Below are 23923 nucleotides of genomic sequence, written 5' to 3' on the forward strand. Positions count from 1 at the left end.
GTTTAATTCTTATTTCTTTCTACTTAAGCCAAATAAAACTAAATATTCTAATTCTTGGGTTGTCATTGGTAATAAGTGCATTGAAAATTTTAAATTGCTAATGTAACGACGTAATGACCATAAAATACTTTCTAACAACAAGGTTTTCATGCGGAAAAAACTACTGTAAGCTAAATTTGCCAATAGAACATCGCCAAATTTCTTTTTTTGTGAAATGAAATAGCTTTGTTTAGAGCTTTCCTTCCAGGACTCGACACGCATGAGTATTCGCCAAATAATTCGAGAACTTAACGGTAATCCTGAAAGAGAGGATTCCCAAATATTGGCAAAACGTAACGAGTATAATTTGCGTGCCGCGATTTGTACTTCTCCAATTAATTGTGTTTCTTCAACAGTTCTTAAATAGGAGATTTTACTCCACGATTCCACAATACGCCAATAATCATCAAGGGAATTTCTTCTTAATTGTTCTAAACATTCTATTGTGCAAAAAGCTCTTGCGATGCTCGATAATTTTACAAACTCTTGTCTTTCCTTTAACCATTTTTTTGAGGGCGTTTCTATAACGTAACGGACGACAGCAGGTTTTACTTTATCGACAATTTCAATATAAAGATCACTTGTGATAAGAATAGTTTGTCCGTCCTGACTCATTTTTAAATTGGGATGATCCTCGGGGGAAACACGGCGAATTTGAATATGACAAACATTGGCTTTGGCCAGTTCGCGGACGCGATAAGATAAAGTTGTAATATCTCTTTCATCTAAAACAGGGCCAATATCGTACTCGGGCATTTGTCGTGTGAATTCAAACAAAGTCGATAAAATCACTTTTGAAACTCGAATAATTCCCACATCCCAGACAGTGCCAATGAGTTCTTTTAAATTAAATTGATTTTTTAAAATACGACCAAAACTATTGCGTGCCGAAATAGATGATGTTGTTAAGGCAATTTGGCTTAAACCTCTTAATGCGGCTTGGACTTGAACTTTTAAATCGATTTGATTTTCGCTTAATGTTTTAATAAATTCACCAACAAATCTTGTTAAACTCGCACTGCCCATGGATAAATTTAAAAATTTAGCTAAGTCGTCAATAATAGTATTGGAATGCAATGATTCCGGATTATCCACTAAATAATATAGAGTTTTATAGACACCATCAGCATCTCTTAACAAAAGTCGGTAAATTAAATGTTTAAACTCATGACGGGTTTTTATATCCCAAATAAAGCAAGGATTAAGATCGATCATGGAAATTTGTTTTGAAATATCATCAAATAAAATATTTCCTGGATGAGGATCTGCCCAAACCACTCCCTTTGTAAATACCAAATCGATATAAGCTTGCGCAATATTATCTGCAATTTCTCTGCGTTTTAAATATTTTGCTTGCACAATTTTTGTAACTTTAATACCCGGCATTTTTTCCATAAAGACAACATCAATATTGGCTTGGAAAAAACGAGGAATACGAATGATTTTATTGTCACCTAAGGCTTCTCGAACTTTATCCGCATTTTTTTCTTCTGTTGTAAAATCGAGTTCTTCTTGACTTTGTTTATGATAATTTAAGACAGATCTTCTTAATGTCGATACCAGACCTAATAATTCCGATTGAGTTTCATCACCAATGGATTTATCTGTTAATATAATTTTATTTGCTTCATCGGTTAATTTTAAAATATGTTCGCATTGAGTCGCAAAAAGTTCTTTTAAATTTGGTCGTTGAATTTTAATTAAAACATTTTCAATTTGATATTTTTCTTTTCCTAAAGGGCTCAATGGAATTAAATATAAGGCTCCTACACTGGCACTGGCAAAATGACGAATGGGTTTTTCAGGTATGATAAGATAAGGTTTCCAAATTTGATATTCCGGTGTATTTAATATTTCTAAAAAATATTCCCAAGATTTTTCAATACTCGGAAAAATACCACCCGCATCATCTTGGCTAGTCCGTAGTTCTCGCGCTAAACTCGGAGGGCATAATTCGGAAATAACTTGAGATATTTTGACATAAAGTCCTCCGATTTCTTGTATAGCAATGGCAATCACTCTGCCATTAGAAAACTCATTATGAGGCGTGCAGGCAATAGATAAAACAGCATTAATACAGCTTTCGCCTGGAATGGCTTCAATAGCACCGCTTAAAATAGGGGCTAAAACTTTACCTCTGGGGTCATTAGACAATGTCTTTTTTAATAAAGGAAATACTTTTTCTTTATAGACTTCTCCTAATATTTCTTCCGAAATTTTATATATTTTTTCACGTTCCTCTTTATTTAATTGAAAAAGAGCTTGAAAAAATGTTTCTTTTAAGTCGGGAAATTTTTCTGCTGCACGGGATGAAAGAGCAGGGATGACTTCCACAAGCGCGGCCATGCGTTCGCCTAATGTACCAAAAGCAGCCTCTAATATTTGTGGTTGTCCAAAAAGAGCAATCAATTGAGGGTTTTTTTCAATTGTAACACACACCATTTCGATAAATGGAACAAGTAATTCTTGTGTTACTTCTGTATCTGTTAAAATTTCAGAAGAAATTTCGCCAATATTTTCTTGTAATGTCCGGAAAGATTTTTCAATTTGTGTTAAAATAGAATCGCTTTGTGGAAAAAGCGCCTTTGTAATTCCTTTAATAAGTCCAAAACGCCCCACTGCTGATTGTTGTTGTGATAAAGGTGATATGGCAATGTCTGCAAAAACAAAGGAAAAAAACTTTGCTATCACATTTGAATTCACTCGTATTTTTTTTGTTAAAGGAACAATCCAACGGTAATCGAGAGAAGCGACTTTTTCTAAATTTTCATGATAACTCCTTTTTGTGTTCTCTGTATTGCTTTTTTTCTTTCTGCTTTTTCCAACTTGCATTTAGGAATGCCCTCAAATAGAAATCGATACCCCTCTTTACGGGTATGATCTTCTTTATAGAATTGTTGACAGCCTCGGAGCATTTTGCGACCCCTATGTCAGTTTCATATTGGAGGCGGATTTTTCACCCGCTCCCCTAGGAAGGTAAAAACATGAAAGCTCAAAATCTCGGTTCTAAGATACGTCATGAATTCCCAATTTTTAAAAATAACGAAAAAAAGGGAGATGGACAAATTAAACCCTTTGTTTATCTCGATACTGCTGTTACGGGGCAAAAGCCCCAATCTGTTATTCAAGCCATGACAAAATATATGGAAACAGATTATGGATCAGTGCATCGTGGCGCTTATGGGGTTTCTATTCGATCTTCAAAAATGTACGAAGATACTCGTGAAAAAGTAGCAAAATTTATAGGTTCCTCTGTTGATGCCAATCAGGTTATTTTCACTAAAGGAACAACAGAAAGTTTAAATATCGTTGCTCATGGAATTTCAGAATTATTTTTGGATGATAAAAGTCGTATTGTTATTCCTACTATTGAACATCATGCGAATTTAATTCCTTGGCAACAAGCGGCATTGCGTAAAGATTGTGAACTGGCTTATTTGTCTTTAGAAGGAAAGCAAAGTTCTAAGTTAAAAATAAATTTAAAAGAAGCAGAGCAATTTATTACGAAAAATACCAAAGTGGTTGCATTTGCTCATGTTGGTAATGTTATTGGACAAATAAATCCTGTGGAAGAACTCATTGCACTCGCTAAAAAAGTAGGAGCTTTGGTTGTTATTGATTGTGCGCAAAGCATGTCTAGCCATGACGAAGATCTCTTCGCTATGGGTGCCGATGCTATCGCTTTTAGTGGGCATAAACTTTATGGCCCGACAAGCATAGGTGTGCTTGCTATGAAAAAAGAACTTGTCGATCGTCTGCCACCTTATTTATTTGGTGGTGGGATGATTTCTGATGTGAATTTAGAGCAGAGCTTATGGACCACAGGGCCTGCAAAGTTTGAAGCGGGCACACAACCCATAACAGAAGCCTGCGGTTTATCTGCGGCCATTGATTGGGTCGAGAGCAAAGGAAGAACAAATATCTTAAATCATTCTAGTGGTTTGGCGAGTCTGTTTTTAGAAAAGCTAAAAAACATTCCAGATATTGAAGTGTTTTCGCCCCAAAGTGGTAAGGAAACAATTGTGTCCTTTCGCCATAAAAAAATTCATGCCCATGATATGGCGACCATTCTTGATTTTGACAATGTGGCCATGCGGGCAGGGCACCACTGTGCTTGGCCTTTAATCCGCAATTTGGGAGTTGATGCCCTTGTTCGTTGCAGTTTTGGAGCTTATTCCGATGGGGATGATGTGGAGATTGCCATTGAAGCTATAAAAAACTCTGTCAAAAGGGTCTAGTTTTATCGTAGATTTTTATATTGTGTTGATTTACCGTCCCAAATGTCGATCTTACGATTTTCTGGTGGTAATTCTTAATAAGTGCCTATGAGTGAGCACAAGTTTTGGGCAGTTTGGAGTTCATGGATATGACAGAAAACTTGAATACATCACAATCAATTGAACTAAATTCTCTTTATCAAGAGGTTATTGTCGATCACTCGAGAAGGCCGCGTTTTAAATCAAAAAATATGCAGTGTCGCTTTTGTCAAGAGGGAAAAAACCCTTTATGTGGTGATATAATTACAGTTTTTTGTCAAATTGAAATGAAAGATTCCTGTCCTTTGCTATCCATTGGATTTGATGGTGCCGGTTGTTCCATTAGCCAAGCTAGCGCAAGTATTATGTGTAATTCCCTCCAAAATGTAACGTTACAAGAAGCTCAAAAAACTATCAGTCATGCAGAAAATATTTATACTGGTAAAATAGCAGTTAATGCCCATGATTTAGATGAAGATATTGAAGCATTAAACGGTGTTAGTAAATTTCCTGTGCGTGTCAAATGCGCGGCTCTTCCTTGGAAAACATTGGATCTTCTCTTAAACGATAATTTTGACAAAAATGGTATGCCTAAATCTGGGTGTGATAAGCTTGAAAACTGTGTGAAATCCTCAAATAATCAACGCAAATTAAAAATTGTAACGACAGAATTTTAATATTTATATTTTGTTTTTTAGGAGAAGGTTCCAAATGTTATCCATTAAAAATCTAAAAGCATCAGTCGGTGATAAAGAAATTCTGAAAGGAATTGACCTCGACATTCCCAAGGGTGAAGTGCACGTCATTATGGGACCGAATGGAGTTGGGAAATCTACTCTTGCGCACGTACTTATGGGTGCAAAATCCTATCACTTGACCGCAGGTAGTATTCATTTAGATAACGAAGATGTTACTTTACTGGATACAACGGAACGGGCAAAAAAAGGAATGTTTTTAGCATTTCAATATCCAGTTTCTATACCAGGATTAAAACTTTCTGAATATTTAAGAAATTTATATAATATTCGTCATGAAAAACAATTGAGTGTTTCCGAATTTAGAAAAGTATTAAAAGATAAATTAGAATTGCTAAATATCGAACGTGCTTCCTTACAACGCTATTTAAATGACGGGTTTTCGGGCGGAGAAATGAAGCGTCTTGAAATGCTCCAACTCATGCTTTTGGAACCTAAAGTTGCTATTCTCGACGAAATTGACTCCGGTGTTGACGTTGATGCACAAAAAATAGTTGCAGAATGTATCAATCAAATTGTCAAAGTAACAAAAACAAGTTTTGTTATCGTAACACACTACCAACGCCTGCTCAATTTTATCAAACCAGATAAAGTCCATGTGGTACTAGACGGGAAAATTAATCAGTCTGGAGACATGTCTTTGGTTAATGAGCTTGAACGCATGGGCTACGAGCATATTCGTCAAAATCAATCTTCAAAAACTTAACTTGTTTAAGTGAGAAGAGGAGATCCATATGAATAATAATAAAAATAATGACATTCCTAACAGTGAAGACTTTGATGCATCGCAGGTCGACATTTTAGACGACTATAAATATGGCTTCCACGTTAAGGAAAACTATGTTTTTAAAGGTGCAAAATCGGCAGAGGGTTTAACAAAAGAAATTGTAAAAGAAATTTCTGCATTTAAACGTGAGCCACAATGGATGCTCGACATCCGTTTAAAAGCTCTGGAAATATTTAACGAAAAACCCATGCCCACATGGGGGGATACAAAAACTTTAAATGAAATTGACTTTACAAATATTCACTACTTTGTACGCCCCACAGAGCGCGTGGGGACAAACTGGGATGATGTGCCCTCGGAAATTAAGGACACCTTCGATCGCTTAGGTATTCCCGAAGCCGAACGTAAATTCCTGGCTGGTGTTTCCGCACAGTTTGAATCGGAAGTGGTTTACCACAGTATGCAAAAACAACTTGAGGAAAAAGGCGTGTTGTTTTTTGATATGGATACCGGTTTGCGTGAGCATCCTGACATTGTAAAAAAATATTTTGGCTCCATAATTCCTGCTCATGACAACAAATTTGCGGCTTTAAATACTGCTGTTTGGAGTGGTGGTAGCTTTATTTATGTGCCTAAAGGCGTGCGTGTAGATATTCCATTGCAAGCTTATTTCAGAATTAATACCGAAAATATGGGGCAATTTGAAAGAACCTTAATCATTGCAGATGAAGGTTCCTCGGTGCATTATATTGAGGGTTGTACGGCTCCTGTTTATCGTACGGATTCTTTACACTCCGCAGTGGTAGAATTAATTGCCATGAAAGGTGCAAAAATTCGTTATACTACAATACAAAACTGGTCAAAAAATATTATAAATTTGGTGACAAAAAGAGCCTATGCTTATGAAGACGCGGTGGTGGAATGGGTCGATGGTAACATCGGTTCTAAGTTAACAATGAAATACCCCGCTGTTTACTTAATGGGTCCCCGTGCTCGCGGCGAAATCTTGTCTGTTGCCTTTGGGGGCAGCGAAATGCATCAAGACGCCGGTGCAAAAATTATTCATGCCGCGCCAAACACATCAAGCGTTATCACTTCAAAATCCATTTCCAAAGACGGTGGTGCGACTACTTATCGCGGACTTGTAAAAATTCCCAAAGGAATGACAGGCTGTAAAAGTAAAGTGCAGTGCGACGCCCTTTTAATGGACGATAAATCCTCGTCAATCACTTATCCTACCATGGAAATAGAAGAACAAGCCGGTACCGAAGTGGGTCATGAAGCCAGCGTCAGCCGCATTAGCGACGATCAAATTTATTATCTCACCAGTCGTGGTTTTACCGAGCGCCAAGCAATGCTTATGGTTGTAAATGGTTTTATTGAAGAATTTGTTAAAGAATTACCTATGGAATATGCGGTTGAATTAAATAGATTAATTGAAATTGAATTTGAAGGGGTTGGCTAATGATGATGACACTTGTTGAGCTCAATACCCATAATTTACCAAAATGCCCAACTCATCCCGAAGAAAGTTGGCGAAAAACAAATCCTGAAACCTTCTTTTTACCGCAAAATGAAGTTTTGAATTTTCAAGGTAACAGTGCTGTTGAATCTCTAAATAATAAGTTTTTACCTTGGAAAGTCTCTTACAGAAATAGCGATTTACTTGAAAATCGTATTCAGCAATTAAGTAACATAATAAATGAAGACGGAATTCAAGCCTTAAAATTAGAACAACATCGCATTATTTTACTTGAAATAGGTCATGGATGTGTTGATATTTACGCATCTAAACAATTAAAATCAAATATTGAATTAATTTCCGCTCCCTTTGAAGTGCAATCTATCGCTCCAAAAAGCGATATTGGTTTTGCATTGGCAAGTCGTTTAAAAGCAAGCTCTCCTCATGAATTGATTGTGAAGTTGGAATCTTTTGGAACGGAAGTCCCTCTGGTTCTCATTGCAAATCAAATGAGTCCAAATTTTTCGCAATGCTACAGCGTATTAAAATTTGTTTTAGCTGATTCGAGTCAAGCTGAATTGGCTTTAATTGATGGTGGTAATCAATTTTCTTATTTACGACACTCGCTTGAGTTGCATGAAAATGCAAAATTAACTCAACTCTGGATTCATAATTCTGCACATGAAAATAGAAATTCAGTTACTTTACTGGAGCGTTTAGTTACTTTGCATGAAAATGCAAAATTAAACGATGCGCAAATTATGTTACCTCAGGGAAATACCCGTGTAACTTCAAATATTGTTTTCGCAGAAAAAAGAGCAGAAGCGCATTCTGCAGCCGCTGTTGTGGCAACAACGGGTAAATTTGACTATGAACCCATTCAATATCATATGGCAGCCCAAGGAAAATCCGACCTTAATGTCAAAATGATTATGTCGGGACGCGCCCGCGCGATTTTCCAAGGACTAGTGACTATCGAAAAAAACGCCCCTCAAACTCTGGCAAAACAAAATAATAAAAATCTTTTATTAAGTAAAAATGCCCGTGTCGACGCTTCTCCTCGCCTTGAAATTTTGCCAAACGATGTTATGTGCAAACACGGTAGTGCCACTGGGGAGCTCGATGCTAAGCAATTGTATTACATGGCAACACGAGGTTTTTCCTTGAATGAGGCGCGTAAAATGATTGTAAAAAGCTTTGTTGCTGAGTCTCTTATTAATTTAGAAAGTGAAACTCTTTTATCTGTTATGGCAGAAAGTGCTCTTGAAGTGGCCTTAAGTCAATTGCCAAAAGAAATTTAAGCAGGGAATATTTTTAATTTATGGCACTTTATAAAGTTTGTTTACTTAACGAGTTGTCTTCTGAAAAAGCAATTAAGTTTCATGTGGACGGTTTGGATATCTTATTTGTTAAATCGTTACAAAGTAAACAGGTTTATGCTTTTGATAACAACTGTAATCACGCCGATAAACCCCTCGAAAAAGGCAAATGGAATTCGGAAACGAGTGAAATCACTTGCCCCTTTCATAAAGCCGTGTTTTGTATAGCCGAAGGAGGAGCTGTAAAAGCGCCTCCCGCTTGTGTGCCCTTAACGGTATACGAAACAGAGATCCGTACCGAAGCGGATGGCTCTTTTGTCTATGTGAATTTATAAATATATTTTTAAGGAGAACATCAAATGCCTAGTTTTGATATAGTTTCTGAAGTGAGCATTCAAGAAATCGATAATGCTGTGAATCAAGCGCAAAAAGAATTGGCATCTCGCTACGATTTTAAAGGTAAAAAATATGATTTGGTCTTAGATAAGCAGAAATGTGAAATGAAGCTCACTGCGGACTCTGAGACTCATGTGATTGCTATGGCCGATATTATCAATTCCAAACTGCTCAAACGTGGAATTGACTTGGTCTCCCTCGACGTCGATAAAATCAAACCCGTCGGTGGCATGATGATGAGCCAAAGCATTAAAGTCAAACAAGGTTTGGAAACTGATGTGGCTAAGAAAATCACCAAGACAATAAAAGACTCAAAACTCAAAGTCGATACTCAAATTCAAGATAAACAAATACGTGTCACTGGAAAAAAAATTGACGATCTGCAAGAAGTGATTTCCTTACTCAAGGAAAAACAACAAGAACTTAAAATTCCCATGCAGTTTGTGAATATGAAGAATTGATGTTGTTTATTTAAGTAACTCGAAAGCCTCTTCAACTTTATCTAATTGTACACTCACAGGCCTATTATTTATGTAAAGGGAAGGGGTGCCTTGAAAACCCTTTAAAGCCAAAAACTGGCTTCTGACTTTTTGCACATGTTGCTGTGCTTCTCCTGATGAAACACATTTGATAAGCTGATTTATATTTAAACCACTATTTTTAGCAATATCTATGATAGGTTTATATTCAAGCTGAGTTATAATTTCTTTTGATTTTTTTTCTAAATTTTTTGAATCTTCGGAAATTAAGTCCAATAATTTATCACGAAACGTCCAAAATTTTTCTTCTCCTTGTTCCTGAGCACAAAAGGAATTCTTTTCATAATATCCACTTAATCCATAATTATCTTGAGGAAAATTAACGCTGACAAATTTAATTTTGTCAGCATATTTTTTAACTATTTTTTTTAATTCTATCTCATTTTTTCTGCTTTTATCATTGGCATAGTCATTAATATCAACAACTGTTATTTCAGATTTTTTATTTCCACGTACGGGATATAAAGTGAGATCCATTTCCAAAGGAGGACCTATGAGTGCAGGTAAAAGTATTTTTATCTTATTTTTAGAAAGCATTTCTCCTGATTTTTTATCTATTATTTCATTTGATTTTTGATATGCTAATTGCATTTTTATTAGATTTTTAACTTTATCAAAGCTCTTTCCACCAAATATCTGTACTCCATTTATTCGGATGGCCGTATCATAATATTTTTTTGCTAATGCATCATCAAATGGTGTTATTTCAATTAAATTTTGTAATGGAGGTAATTCTTTCATTTTTCCATTATCTTGTGCAAGTGCTATCCTAAGAGCTGATTTTAATAGAAATTCTCTTTTTGCATCATATATATTTTTTTCAAAACCATAATAATCAAATAACATATTTTGAGGAAGAGTATTGCTAAACCAAACTTTGCCATCTAACTCAAACAAAGGTTCTCCAAAAATACTTTTGTCTAATGTGCTTTTATGTTGAATAAATTTAGGTATAAAAAAACCAATTATCATTCCAATTAATAAAAATAACACATGTATTTTTTTTATTAATTTGAGTTTATTCTTTAACATAATAATCTCCTTTTTTAATTTTATCTTACTTCTTTATTTTAAATGTATCTATATATTAATTTGCAATATAAAAAATGAAAATAAAAATTTATTGTCATAAATATGTCAAAAATTTTTTTCGTAATTATTTCGTAATTTTTCCTTAATTATTCTGTAATTTGTTTTAAAAAAATTATTATGCCAGAATAAAATATCTTATCAAAATTGTTTATTTTAGGAAAAAATATACTTTTATAAATAATGATGTATATAAGTGAGGAGAATTAAACAAGTGTTAATGAGATGGAAAAAAGGTAAAGGTGAAAATAAAAAATTTCATTTCCAAACTTTTATAAAAAGGTTTTTTCTTTTTTTTCTATGTCTTTTTTTGATACTTTTATTCCATGGTTGCCATTTTAATCCATTAGGAGGCAGCCATTCGCAGATTGATGAGGCAAACGACCCTTTTTTAAGCACGCCCTTGCCATTTACATTGAATGGTTTGCTCGTCTCCGATAGTCAAGTGAATTTGGCCTGGGATGCCGCTATAAGTGCAGATGATTACACAGTGGTATATGGTACTTCTTCTGGGAATTACACCACCACCGTAGCTCTCTGTAGCCATACCAAATCCCAGGTGTGCGTGGTAACGGGGCTTATGAATGGGACGACGTATTATTTTAATGTTATGGCAAGGAATAAATTTGGGACTATCAATATGAAAAATGAAGTTCCTGCCATCCCTAAACCCTTTAATTTATTTTTAACTCCTCAGCACCTTTCCGCGCTCGTCTCTTGGGGATCTGTAGATAATGGAATAGGGAATACCAATTTCACTGTACAATCGGGGAGTAGCGTTAATAGCATAAATAATAGTGATTTTAATGTGAAGGATCCCCACTTAGTTCAAAATTTACAAGATGGAGTTTATACCTATTTCCAAACCATTGCTAGCAATTCAGCGGGTACCATCACAAGCGTCGTAGAAAGTGTGTTTATTATTGATTCTCCTGTTGCCCCAACATGGCCCGCCACGGGGAGCGTGATGGTTTTAGGGAATCAAATTATTTTAAATTGGATAGCATCTATCAGCAATGGGACGCTCCGCTATAGCTTATACCGGAAGCCGTTAGCATCTATGACGGGTTATGCACCTGTTCCCGGTTGTAGTTTAATTGCGGCTACCACGTGCTCCGATAGCACCTTAAATCTCCAAGACAACAATAATTATTATTACATGGTGGTGGCGAGCAATGAAGGAGGGATTTCCCCCGACTCTACGGTTCAAGCCGCGTTGACATTTCCCAACTCCCCAAGTGGCTTTATCATTTCGGCGACAAACGCGACAACGAATACGTTAAATTGGGATAATTCCTTAGGTAATGGGGATTTAACATATCAGCTTTATAGAGATACAAATACCCCTGTAAATATTATTCCTCCAGGTAACTTAATTGCCACAGTATTATCTCCCTTTGCAAGTCCTGTAAATTCAAGCATCGACACAGGACCAAGCGGTACATTTGTAGAAAACACATTATATTATTATTCCTTGGCAGCAACCAATGCGAGTAGCTCTTCAACTGCTACGCAAACGACCTTAGCTTTGCCATCAACCTTGATGACACCTCCGACGAATCTTGCGGCTACTTCTGTGACAGACAATAGCTTGAGTTTGGCCTGGGCTTTTAACGTCGGGAATGCACCCGTTGTTTTTCACGTGTACCGTTCCCTGACAGCCAACCCTACTGATTGGGGCCAACCTTTAGATTCAGGAGGAGTTTCTGTCTCTGCGCCCTATTTTAGCGGCTTACTTACTTACCAAGATTCGGGGTTAAAGGAAAATACCAATTATTATTATATGGTAGATGTTCTAAACCAGAGAAGCACGGCCGTTGCAGTCCCGTCTACAGGTGTGTTTTCTGTGTTGACGACTTTAATCACAGCTCCCACTCTTGCTGTTAGAACCTCAGACACTACGGGGATTACGCTCGACTGGTCGCCGCCGCCTTCATCGAGTAATGGGATTGTCACCTACCAGCTCTATAGAAGCGCTACTCCGATTACAGGGACTCCCTCAGGTGGAACGGCCTTGCTCGGGGCGGGAGTAACGACACCGTTTTCCTATAAAGATACGATTTCTACTACAAATACAAATAAGAAATATTGGTATTATGTAACAGCGAGTAACAATTCACCGGCATCAGTTTCCCTTACTTCCAATGTTGTTGATGTGACTACAGCTCTTACCACAGCTCCCACTCTAACAATTGGAAGCATTCAAACAAATTCCCTGACGTTAAGCTGGACGACAACACCTGCGCCTACCGGCCTTGAAACCGTTAACTACAATTTGTATAGATCTTCTTCAGGTAACGTAAATACCTGGGGCTCTCCCATTTATACAGGTTCGAACCAGAGCTTTAGTGATGACAACCAAGGAGCAGGTTTAGCCGAAAATACAAAATATTATTATTATGTGACGGTTACTAATAATGCTATTTCAGCGCAGCCTCTTCTTTCTTCTGTGGTTTCAGAAACCACAGCTTTGCAACAAGCCTCTCAATTTATCCAAAATCAAACAGTTTCCAAAAATACAAACATCACGTTATATTGGAATCCGCTTCCGAATAACAGCACCATTACTTATCAGCTTTACCGCAGTCCCAGTGGGTTAAATACGTGGTCTAGCAATCTCATCACATCTGCATTTAGCAACACGTCCTTTATGGACACGGCTCCTGTAGAAAATACCGCTTATGATTACAAGCTGACGACTTTAAATCAATCCACGGTACCGGCCGCTTTGGCTTCCGATATTTATACGGTTACAAGCGATATTAGATCATTGCCTACTTTGAATCCACTTGCGTTAAATTTATTAAGTAATAATACCAGTAGTATTGATTTAACTTGGACTTTTCCTATCAATCCTACGACAATCTCATATAGCGTTTTTAGATCTTTAGATTCTGATCCTGTTTCTGGAAATTATTCTTGGAGTTTATTAACTGGTTTTCCCAATAACTTAAATAGTGTGACTGACAGTAATAATATTTTGGAAAATACGTATTATAATTACAAAGTTTCAGCCAGCAACAATGCCTTAGCGGTGAGCGGTTCTACGAAGGAATCTCCTGTACAACGCATTTTAACCAACCTGACCACCACTCCTAATCTAACTGTGAGCTATGTGAGCAACACACAGGTCACTCTAAATTGGAATCCCGTTCCTAGCGGGAATGGCAATGTAACCTATAAGGTGTACCGTTCCACAAACCAGCCTGTAGACATCACAGTCTCACCGCAGTGCATGACCACAACCACTACGACTGTGGCTGCCACTTTGGTTTTTTGCAATGACGTGACTTCTGTGAGCGCAAGCCAAACCTATTATTATGCTGTTACTGTAACAAACGGGATAAACACATTGAAATCTAAAGAGATTCCGGTAGTGACATTACCGAATCCTATTACAACGGCACCTGTAATTACGGCTTTAGGTTCTAATATCAATATTCTTTGGCAGCAAAGTCCGGGAGCAGGGCAATCTAGTCTTTTAACTTACGATGTGCTGAGTTCTACCGATCCTGTATCGAATTTTACCACCCTTGTGTCAGGTATTGCGGATAGCAATGGTAGGGCTTATGACGATACCGTAATAACATATACTGGGCTTCCTATTTACTACAAAATTCGTGCCCGGACATCAACGGGACAAGCTCTCGCAGATAGCCCTGCCGCAGGGGTGACGCCCATTGCTCCCTTTTCGCTCTCACTTGCAACGGTGACTTACTCAAACTCTACTACGGCGCAAATTGTTTTTAGTTGGCCCGTGGCAAAGGGAGCTAGCAAGTACGAGGTTTATGCAGGCAATGTGGCAAACGGATCGGCGCCCCCTCCTTCGGGGACAGGAATCCTTGTGGCATCGGGATGTGCGAATAGGACGTGCACCTTAGATGTATCTGCAAATGCAAACTACTACTACACGGCCGTAGCAAGCAATGCTGTACTCAATTCTACGGCAACCACCACCACCTCTGAGCTTGCTATTCCTGTACTAACCCCCCCTATAAGTAAGTTGAAGGCGGCGCCTGAACAAATCACAATAACCTGGGATACGATATTGGGAGCGCAATCCTACAGCGTTTCCTATATTCCCGTGAACCCCATTACCTGCTCATCATGCCTGCTCACATCCCAAGTGGGCTGCACCGTTACGGGAGTGGTCACAAGTTCGGCATCATGTGTGATCGGGGCAAGTCCCTCTATCCCTTTAACCGATGGACAGCTGTACGCTTTTACGCTTTCTTATGTGGACTCCCAAAGTAACACTGTTGTAAATGTCCCTGTGAATGCCATGCCTCTTGGGAATTTTCAAATGACTTCACTTACCCCATCTGCAAGTGGTACCTCTTCGACAGATGTGGCATGGACTCCTTCCGTAGGTGCGGATAACTATGTTGTGAAATACCGGATTCCTCCAAGCACTTCATTTACTACGAATCTTCCTGCCGTCATTTCTGGTACTACCCCTCTGGGTACAACGGTAAATAATTTATTAACAGGGTTTGACTATAGCGTTATGGTAACAGCAAGTAACACATGGGGAAGTGTAGATAGCTCTGAAATGACATTGCGATTGCCCGGAGGGATCCCACCAGGGCTAATAGTGAATAGTGCGGGGACAGTCCCCCTTTCTGTGAACTTGGGTTGGGATGCATTACCCAATAATCCGCCTGTCACTTATAACGTTTACCGCTCTATTTTAAATTTAAACCCATTTGTTCCAACCCCGACAAACCCACCCACAGCCCCGGTATGTACCGTCGCATCTACGGCATCTCCCAATAACGTCTGCACGGACAAAACGGCTCTGGTAGAAAACCAAATTTACTATTATGTTTTGACGGCAAAGAATACGGCAGGAGAGTCGTCACCCTCTAGCTCCGTCACGGCGACTTCTGCCTTGGTCACCCGTCCTGCATTTACCACAGCTTCAAAAATCGCGTACAACAGTTTGCGGTTAAATTGGCCTGCGGCAAATAATAATGGGATAGTTTCTTATAATATTTATCGTTTTGACAATTCTACATCCATATGGCCAACAGCACCTCTAAATAACTCTCCCATTATTATAGACCCTGTAAGTCAAGCAATTGGATCTTTTACTGATAGTGCTCACTTGACTCAAAATACCAAGTATAAATACCAAATTTCCGTATCCAATGCCGCTTTAGGACAAAGCCCTTTGTATTCCGATCAAAATTATAATAACCCGACGAGTCCGTTGACGGTAACTACCCTGCTGAATGACCCAGTCACTTTAACTATAAATAATTTCACAGCAAGCAGTGTAAACCTTTCATGGACGCCAGCAGCGGGCACTGAACCTGTGACTTATAGACTTTATAGGCAGCTTAAAGGTGATGGGAATAATTGGACAGGGCCTTTAAATTCTCAAACCCCCACGGCGTTATCCTATGTAGACAACGATCCTAATTTGGTTGCCAATACTCAATACACTTATAAAATTACCGTAACCGATTCGGTTCTAGGCAGTAAAGAGCTGTCTGATATTACAGATTCCATAAAAAGCATAACAACAGCTTTAGATGCTCCTCCTACAATTAAAACAACAAACGCAATAGACTCAACTCACATTAAGCTGACCTGGGATAAACCTCCAGGTAGTGCTCAAATCACTTATACGGTTGCTCGCGCCAATAGCGCTTGTAGTCTAACGCCTTTGAATTGGAATACCGCTGTCTCTGTGCTACCGTCCGATCCCTTTGCCTTCACAGACTCATTACTGACTCCTAATACAACCTATTGCTATAAGTTGAATGCATTGCAGGGAGCCACATCTTTAAGCTCATCGCCCGTTGCGGCTACAACGGATCTTACCGCGGGACCTGTTATAAATAGTAGACAGGCTCAATCAATCCCTTTGCAAAACACGCTTAATTGGAATTCTTATGCTGGGACAGGAGTGGTGACATTTAGCGTATTTAGGCAAAATGATTCGGGAGATTGGGTCTCCTTATCCAATAGCGCGACTTCTCCCTTTTCAGATAAGAATATTCAAGAAAATTTTTTATATACTTATAAGGTTTCAGCGCAGAACAATAGTGGGTCGGGTGTTGTCCATGAGACCCCACTTCCTGCGTTTTACTCCGCACTTCAAACACCCATATCGTTTGATGAGAAGCAAACTACGGTGACAGACTCTCAAATCAATCTCTCTTGGAGCAAAGCTACAGGGGGAAGTGTTGGCGCTATTGATTACAGGCTTTATCGGGTGGTACCGGGTGTACCTCCTGTTATCAGCCTTATATACACGTCTAACTCTTTGACAACTACAGCTGTTCCTGCAACAGGGGCTGGCATTACAAGTTTCTGGGATGGCGTAACACCAGCTCCTGCTCTGACTCAAAACACGGTTTATACTTACCGTCTTTCGACAAAAAACACGGCTCCTAATGCTGTTGAGCTTTTTTCAAACCCCGACTATGCTGTGGTGACGGATCTTTCGTCCAATTTTCCACCTTTGCTCAGTTTTGCAAGTGTACCTCCCATAGGCAGCTCGTCTGTAGCATTAAAATGGACACCCTCAGCTACAGGAGCGGCCTATGGTCTTGTGACATACCAAGTATCCCAGTCTTCAGATGCAACTGGGAATCAAGGCACATGGGGTTCAGCTATCTTAGATTGCACGACAAGTGGCTCAAGTCCAAAAAACAATTGTATTGTCGGTAACTTACTGGAAAACAAGAAGTATGTGTTCAAGCTCTCTGCCTTTAATAATTCTCTCACCCCAACTACTCATGATTCTGCGCTTGTCACGGTGACAACGGCTTTGGCAACGGCTTTGGCAACGGCTCCTACTTTAGAACAGGTCAGTGGGAGTGCAAACCCTTTGACGTTCCGTTGGGATAAGGTCAAAGGTGACCAGGACGTAATTTACAAACTTTATCGTTCGGAAAACTCCAATGGTACGGTTACTGCAGCTGATACTATGATCTGTACGAATTCAACTGCGAGTCAATGTAGCGACACTAATTCTCCTAAAGCAAGCATCAAATACAACTATGCTGTAATTGTCAGTAGTGTCTCTAATAGTGCTACAGTGAGTTCAAATATTATTCCGATAACAACGGCTCCCCATCCTCTGGCAACGGCTCCTACACTGAGTGCGATTGAGGGTAATGTGACCATCAGCTGGCCGCAAAGCCCCTCAGCCGACACGCCCTCTCTATTAAGTTACAAAGTAGAGCGGTCCACGAACGATCCTATCTTTACTAACCCAAGCACTGTGAGTGGTTGTGATGCGGTGCCCGATTCTGGCGCGGCTGTGACGACATGCCCAGGCGCAGATACGGTAACAGCCAATGGGAGCACCATTTATTATTATAGAGTGACAGCGATGACGGCGGGTGGCAATGCTGCGGCAAGCCCTGTCGCAGCCATTACCCCAATTTCTCCTATTACTGATTTCAAAGCAGCTGTAACGGCGGGTACTTCTATAAGCCTCACTTGGAGTGGAGGTCTTGGGGCAACAACGTTCCAAGTGTACAAATCTTCCTTAGAAACGTCCGCGCCTGGGGATGCCAATAGCACGCCTTTGGTTTGCAGTGCGCAACCTTGTACGGATACAGGAAGTATAGGCACCCCCTATTACTATTATGTTGTAGCAAATAACGGCGCTTCTCCTATCAATTTGGCAAAAACCACTTCTGCCCAATTAACAGTGACCCCCTCAATTCCCGTAACTCTTACAGCCACGGCAGACACGGGGCAGATCACCCTCAGTTGGGATCCTGTCCCAAACGCATCAACCTATTTCTTGTATTACATAGCCTCTCCTAATGATGCTTTAACTTCGAGCACCATTTTCACTGTGACCACTCAAAATGGCAATTTTGGTAAACAAAGTTTAGATGTATTACAACTTACTAACGGCACGGCCTATAATTTTGTGTTGAAGACGCTTTTGCAGAGTGGTGCGGTGGTCTATAGCAGTTCTGTAACAGCAACTCCTATTGGGGCTGTTACTATCAGTTCGATTAGTCCCACTGAAACTACGATGCAGGTCAATTGGAACAACGCGGTAGGAGCCAAAAGTTATACCGTAAGCTATGCGACGGCAACTACGGGATATGGACGACCGGTTTCAGCGGGAGCTAATTTCAATAAAGAAATAATTTCCCTTATTCCAGGAAACCTTTATTTTGTGAAGGTTGCGGCCATAAATAACAACGGCTCTGTTTCTTCGCCACGAAGTGCTACTGTGACCATTCCAAGCCCTCCCTCATCTATTAGAGTTGTGAGTGCGGGCTATAATAATGCGGTACTCGAGTGGGACAACAATACGACGACAACTCCAAATGTTGTTTATAAGGTGTATCGGAACCCGGCAAGCAGTTCCTCGCCGATTACAATTAATGACGTTCTTGCGTGTTGGAATGAAGTCTCAGCTATTACGCCAAATAGAGTGAGTTGCACAGACAATGGAATTCAAAATTCTCCCCCAAGTACTACTTTTACCAAATTGGCTCCTATGGCAGAAAATACAAAATACAGTTACCAGATTGTCACAGCGACAAACCCTGTAATCATAGCTCCCGTAGGTAGTGTAGCAGGTTTCACAATTCCAACGAAATTATCGCCTGCCTCTTCTCCTGTCCTGGTGATAACAGATTTAAACCCATTAGAAGATAAGTTCACTTTTAATAGCAATAGCATAACGCCTACTGCCAATTCTGCTTCTTTCAAGTGGCGTTTGGATTTAGGCAAAGGTGCAGGCAGGGAAAATATGGAGTGTCAGATCTTATATAAAATTAAAGGATACCCAAATTATAATAGTTACTCTTGGTATCCTTGCGCTCCAGCAACAGATAATACCAGTCCTGTGGATACTCTGTATTCTAATACAAAATACGATTTGCAAATCCAAGTTAGGAACAAATCGCCCTTTCCAACTATTGTGCAGTCTAATGTACAATCTTTTACCACACTTTTTTATTCAACGAGTTCCTTTGATGTCGACGTACCATCGGTGACGGATACGACTGCTACTTTGAATTGGAAGTTTGGTATTGGGGATCCCAATGCCAAGGTGAATTTTACCATTAAGCAAAATGGGACAGCTCTTTCCGGAGCTAGTATTAGTAGTTGTAGCAGCAGTCTTAACAATGTAGCTCCTTCTACTACCACTAACTTAAGCTGTGTGGTCACGGGTTTAAGTCCTAATACGAAATACAAATATACCCTTGTTGCCACTAGTGTAGACAATTCCAATTCCACTTTGTCGTCCACAGATACTATAGCCACAACAAAGTTTGCCTTAAATATCAACCGCGTTGTACTTACCCAAAGCTCAGCCACCGCCCATTCTATCACTTTGAATTGGACCATGCCTGTGGGTGATGGTCTGGTAGACTATCGTATTATAACGAAGACGCCCACAAACGGCAGTGTGACAACCACATTCTTGGGCTGCTCTTTGTTAGGACGCACCCCCACTTCAGGTAGCACAGTAGAAACCTGTACCGTGAGCGGGCTGCAGCCAAATACAGATTACATATTCAATGTTGTCGCAACAAATAGAGCCACGGGAGCGACGACAACCACCGGGAGTGGCGACTTAACAGCAACGACAGACTTTGATACCAGCAAGATTTATTCTCTTGTGGAATCAAACGTATCGGATACCAGTGTGACCTTAAGCTGGAATTTTGCTATAGGCACTTCACTTGTAGATTTTAGTGTTGCCGTTGATGGCATCACCATCCCAAGAAGTCAAAAATCAGGGATCTTTTTAAGCAACTGCAACGTGTTAGGGATAGATCCTTCTACAAACCCCGCCTTGAGTTGTCAGGTCAATGGTTTGAACCAAAATACCTCTTACAAATTCCAAGTCACGGCGACAGATAAAACTAGCGCAATTCCCTCTTCCTCTTTGACTGTCATTACGGCCCTCAGTACCGCTGCTCCTGGTGCACTTTTTAAGCTGGAGGCAGTATCTCCTGGGTTTACACCAGATCTCCTTTCGGGTGTTCTTACTTTGAGCTGGAATTTTAATATTGGGAGTGCCCCCGTCGACTTTTCTTTTGATCTTAGTAATTCCAATTTTAATATTGGTAATGGAGCATGCACGTTAAAAGGAGTGACGCCTGGAGTAAATGTCAAGATCAGTTGCACGAGTGAGATGAGAAATTTTAATCCTCCTACTACTCATTACTTGTTTCAAATTAAGGCGAAAAATCGTTCCACGGCGAATGCGTCTGTGTCATCCAATAAGCTCGATCTCTACCTTGGAACTATTATTAGTTTGCCCTTCTCCACTCCTATTACCGCATCTCGAATAGACAACGCGTTGTATGCTAAGACTAAATCGTTGTATGTTAAGCCCGGTCAAATGCAGATGAGCTGGACGTTGAACCAGGGTAAGGACAATGTAAATTATCAGCTCCAATCTAGAAATACAGACACGACAGGAGCTGTGTTCAGCAATTGGCCCTTGGCGCAAGTTTCATCCTGCATTCCCTCAAATGCCTTGACCGCAGCCCAAACTCCGGGAACAGAGGTCACATGCACTCTTACAAGCCTTATTGAAAACAGCAATTATCAATTTAGTGTGATTGCCACAGGCGCGAAGAATTCTACTTATACGGTGACAAGCAATGCCCTCAATGTGCTGACACCACCCGTGACGGCGCCGTCAATGGGGCTTGTCACAATCCCCACGTCCCATTCCATTCAAGTTTCTTGGCCTGCGGCAACGGCTGTGGCTCCCTATGGAATGGGGACGAACCAAAATTATAGTTATAATGTGTATGCCTTGAATTCCGCAGGAACTCCAACCCACAGCGGCATCCTGTTTTGTAGCGCGGCCCATACGGAGGGCATGAACCCGACAAGTTGTTCAAGTACTCAATATGATGGCAATAATCTAACTATAGGGGCAACCTATTCCTTTGCGCTCTCTGTGCAAAACACCAGTACGGCTCTCAGCAACACATCACCATTGAGCACAGTGACGTCCGCGTTGTTTAGCAAACCCGTAAATACGACAACACCAAGTGATATTGCCCCATCGGGGGGGGCAGCCATTTCAAGTACTTCCGGAATCGTCTCGGCAAGTTCGGGAACACTCACGGGGAACCTTGGCGCCTGGAGTGATCCTTCCAATTGCAGTTTTTCCTGGTACCGAAACAATGCTTTGATACCAAATAATACGGGAAGCACCTATACTCTGCAACCAAATGACCAATGTGCTGTGTTTTCATATTGTGTCACATGTTTCAATGGCTTAGGGCCTTCTTCGGGAAGCACGGACTTGAGTACAACCACATGCAATTTGAAATCCACCAGCCCGAGCACCAATGGCATTAGCACTGCTGGCATTATCAGCGCATACGCATCAAGGGTGAAGTCGGTAAAGGGCTCTGCTTTGACCAGCGCGGGGCAAAGCCAAATTCAGAATTTCCTCAACCAATGCATTACGGAAATCCCCAGCATTCCTTTTCCCGATGTGATGTATGCTATGCGCAGCTACCAAAATGCAGGATATGGGACGAGGGGTAACAACGTCTTGTATGACCTCTTTTGCGACGCACACAATGCGACTCTCGCATCAACATCCTTAACTTGGAATACAAATGGAATTTTAGGTGATTCGAAAAAATCTCCGCATGGAATGGCGGATTCAAATTCCTCTCTCTTCAATTCAAATAATCCTTCCACGTTAGTTGCTTATGCACAGACACCGGAATCCTTTCTAAATCAATATCAAGGTGTGATGGGTTATGACAGTACGACATTAACAGCGCAAGCTGAGAGCGGAATGGGCTATGGTATGAATATAAATTCTAAAAATTTATTTGATGCTCTTACTCTCACTCCCTTTACTAAGAAATTATCTACGGGAGGCTCTGACTTCTTCGCGCGATCTTTAAGCGGATTCGGCACAGTCATAGACTTTAGCGGCAATCAAGTTTCTCCAACGAACAATGTCTCTGCTTTTGGAGTGGGCAAGTTTCATTTGGGATCACTACCTCTTATGGGTAGAGCAAATAACAACACCCTGAATTCATATATGCCCTTCGCCGCGGCTTGGACAAATCTGGCTTTAAGCTTCGATCAAATGGAAAGTGTGAGGAATAATTACTTGATGAATCTTAATTTGAAACGGCCTGTTATTGGGACGGCAGATGGAAAACTCATTATGGGTTGTACTTTACAGTCTGGTGATATCTCTTGCCCCAGTAACGCGACAGTGTGGTCCAGTGGCAATTCTTTTGGAATTAATGGAATTACTATTGCCAATAATCAGGCATACCTTACGATTCCAAATTTAAAACAAATGCTTAATTGCCCTTTTAATGGTAACACTATTGGAACTTGCGTCGGGAATGGAATATTTTCTAATTTTAAAATGAATTCCTCAGGACTTATTTATAAAGGATATGCTTATTTAGCAAATAAGGCCTCTATTAATAAGTGTCAGCTAAACGGGGATGGTTCCATTTCCAATGTATGTGATAAAGCAGTTAATTTTGGTTCCTCTTATTTAGGATTAAATCAGTTTAATGGGATTATTTATGCAGGTGATAGTAATCAATTAAAAATCTGCACCCAAGATTCCTCCAACGGCAATTTAGCCTGCAATAACTCAAATAGAATTGGCACTCGTCCATTAGTAAGTATGGCTTTTTATACAACTCTAAATGGAAATACAATTGGCTATTTTTCCAATATTGATAAGAATATATATTCTTATGAAATCTCTTCATCCGATGGAAGTCTAAGCTCTAGTTTATATGATACTTTTGGGACGAATATAGATTTTGGAAGTATAATTCCTAATAACGGATATCTTTATGCAAACGATCACAGCGCAGCTAAAATAATTAGTAAATGTTTAATTACCCCTTCAACAGGAATGCTATCAAATTGTTCAGCTCAAAGTTCCATAAGCATTGGAGGTCAGAGTTATATCCCCACTGCCATAGGTTTTTATTAGGTGACTGATGTTTAAAATAGCATTTTTACTGTAAACATTTTTTAAGTAATTTAAAAAAATTTAACATTTTTTATTATATAAAATTTATTAGTATTATCATAATATTGCTTGTATTTATAAAGATTTAGATGTTATTTTTACATCATTGAAACTTTACTCAAAATTTCAATAAATGGTTCTCTATTTGTTTTTTTAAGTATAAATATATTCCTTGTATTATAAAATTAAAATTTTTTTTAAAAAACATTTTAAAATATTTAAAATAAAATTTTTTAAATTAACTTATTAAAAATAAATTTCAATAAATTAATTTAAAAATAAAAGCCTATAAATTTATAACAAAATAAAATTATAGGAATATTTATTTTTTAATAGATTACCAAAATATTTAT

At 39.4% G+C, this 23923-nt stretch carries 10 protein-coding genes; 8 read left to right on the forward strand and 2 right to left on the reverse strand.

Annotation, left to right across the window (positions count from 1 at the left end; all coding sequences use genetic code 11):
* Positions 1-9: 9 nt before the first annotated feature.
* The gene (locus AXG55_RS05335; RefSeq protein WP_148697096.1) at positions 10-2871 is read right to left on the reverse strand and encodes an AarF/UbiB family protein; all 2862 of its coding nucleotides are present in this window, start codon (positions 2869-2871) and stop codon (positions 10-12) included.
* 152 nt (positions 2872-3023) lie between these two features.
* Here AXG55_RS05335 and AXG55_RS05340 point away from each other — a divergent pair, with 152 nt between their 5' ends.
* The 7 genes from AXG55_RS05340 to AXG55_RS05370 all read left to right on the forward strand — a co-directional run bounded on the left by AXG55_RS05340 (position 3024) and on the right by AXG55_RS05370 (position 9415).
* On the forward strand, positions 3024-4277 hold the full coding sequence (locus AXG55_RS05340; RefSeq protein ID WP_148697097.1) for an aminotransferase class V-fold PLP-dependent enzyme: 1254 nt from the start codon (positions 3024-3026) through the stop codon (positions 4275-4277).
* A gap of 128 nt (positions 4278-4405) precedes the next feature.
* Positions 4406-4972, forward strand: a complete 567-nt coding sequence (sufU, locus tag AXG55_RS05345; protein ID WP_233231396.1) for a Fe-S cluster assembly sulfur transfer protein SufU — start codon at positions 4406-4408, stop codon at positions 4970-4972.
* Between the two features lie 34 nt (positions 4973-5006).
* The gene (gene sufC, locus AXG55_RS05350) at positions 5007-5756 is read left to right on the forward strand and encodes a Fe-S cluster assembly ATPase SufC (RefSeq protein WP_148697099.1); all 750 of its coding nucleotides are present in this window, start codon (positions 5007-5009) and stop codon (positions 5754-5756) included.
* Between the two features lie 28 nt (positions 5757-5784).
* The gene (sufB, locus tag AXG55_RS05355) at positions 5785-7242 is read left to right on the forward strand and encodes a Fe-S cluster assembly protein SufB (protein ID WP_148697100.1); all 1458 of its coding nucleotides are present in this window, start codon (positions 5785-5787) and stop codon (positions 7240-7242) included.
* Positions 7242-8540, forward strand: coding sequence for a SufB/SufD family protein (locus AXG55_RS05360; protein WP_148697101.1), 1299 nt, complete (start codon positions 7242-7244; stop codon positions 8538-8540). Before sufB ends, AXG55_RS05360 begins: the two co-directional genes overlap by 1 nt.
* 20 nt (positions 8541-8560) lie before the next feature.
* Positions 8561-8893 (forward strand): Rieske (2Fe-2S) protein, encoded by a 333-nt coding sequence (locus AXG55_RS05365; RefSeq protein WP_148697102.1) that lies wholly within the window; start codon positions 8561-8563, stop codon positions 8891-8893.
* A gap of 24 nt (positions 8894-8917) precedes the next feature.
* Positions 8918-9415 carry a YajQ family cyclic di-GMP-binding protein gene (locus AXG55_RS05370; protein WP_148697103.1) on the forward strand — a complete coding sequence of 166 codons (498 nt, stop codon included), beginning with the start codon at positions 8918-8920 and terminating at the stop codon, positions 9413-9415.
* Positions 9416-9421: 6 nt separating this feature from the next.
* On the opposite strand, the gene AXG55_RS05375 is transcribed toward AXG55_RS05370, so the two are convergent.
* The gene (locus AXG55_RS05375; protein ID WP_148697104.1) at positions 9422-10525 is read right to left on the reverse strand and encodes a DsbA family protein; all 1104 of its coding nucleotides are present in this window, start codon (positions 10523-10525) and stop codon (positions 9422-9424) included.
* 367 nt (positions 10526-10892) lie between these two features.
* On the opposite strand from AXG55_RS05375, the gene AXG55_RS05380 reads away from it, so the two are divergent.
* Positions 10893-23531: a fibronectin type III domain-containing protein gene (locus AXG55_RS05380; protein WP_148697105.1), complete on the forward strand. Its 12639-nt coding sequence runs from the start codon at positions 10893-10895 to the stop codon at positions 23529-23531.
* The last annotated feature ends 392 nt before the right edge of the window (positions 23532-23923 follow it).

This window comes from Silvanigrella aquatica (assembly GCF_001907975.1).
Lineage (GTDB): Bacteria > Bdellovibrionota_B > Oligoflexia > Silvanigrellales > Silvanigrellaceae > Silvanigrella > Silvanigrella aquatica.

Coding starts and splice junctions, on each gene's coding strand:
- AXG55_RS05335 (WP_148697096.1), bottom strand. CDS start 2,871: ATGCAAGTTGGAAAAAGCAGAAAGAAAAAAAGCAATACAGAGAACACA.
- AXG55_RS05340 (WP_148697097.1), top strand. CDS start 3,024: ATGAAAGCTCAAAATCTCGGTTCTAAGATACGTCATGAATTCCCAATT.
- sufU (WP_233231396.1), top strand. CDS start 4,406: ATGACAGAAAACTTGAATACATCACAATCAATTGAACTAAATTCTCTT.
- sufC (WP_148697099.1), top strand. CDS start 5,007: ATGTTATCCATTAAAAATCTAAAAGCATCAGTCGGTGATAAAGAAATT.
- sufB (WP_148697100.1), top strand. CDS start 5,785: ATGAATAATAATAAAAATAATGACATTCCTAACAGTGAAGACTTTGAT.
- AXG55_RS05360 (WP_148697101.1), top strand. CDS start 7,242: ATGATGATGACACTTGTTGAGCTCAATACCCATAATTTACCAAAATGC.
- AXG55_RS05365 (WP_148697102.1), top strand. CDS start 8,561: ATGGCACTTTATAAAGTTTGTTTACTTAACGAGTTGTCTTCTGAAAAA.
- AXG55_RS05370 (WP_148697103.1), top strand. CDS start 8,918: ATGCCTAGTTTTGATATAGTTTCTGAAGTGAGCATTCAAGAAATCGAT.
- AXG55_RS05375 (WP_148697104.1), bottom strand. CDS start 10,525: ATGTTAAAGAATAAACTCAAATTAATAAAAAAAATACATGTGTTATTT.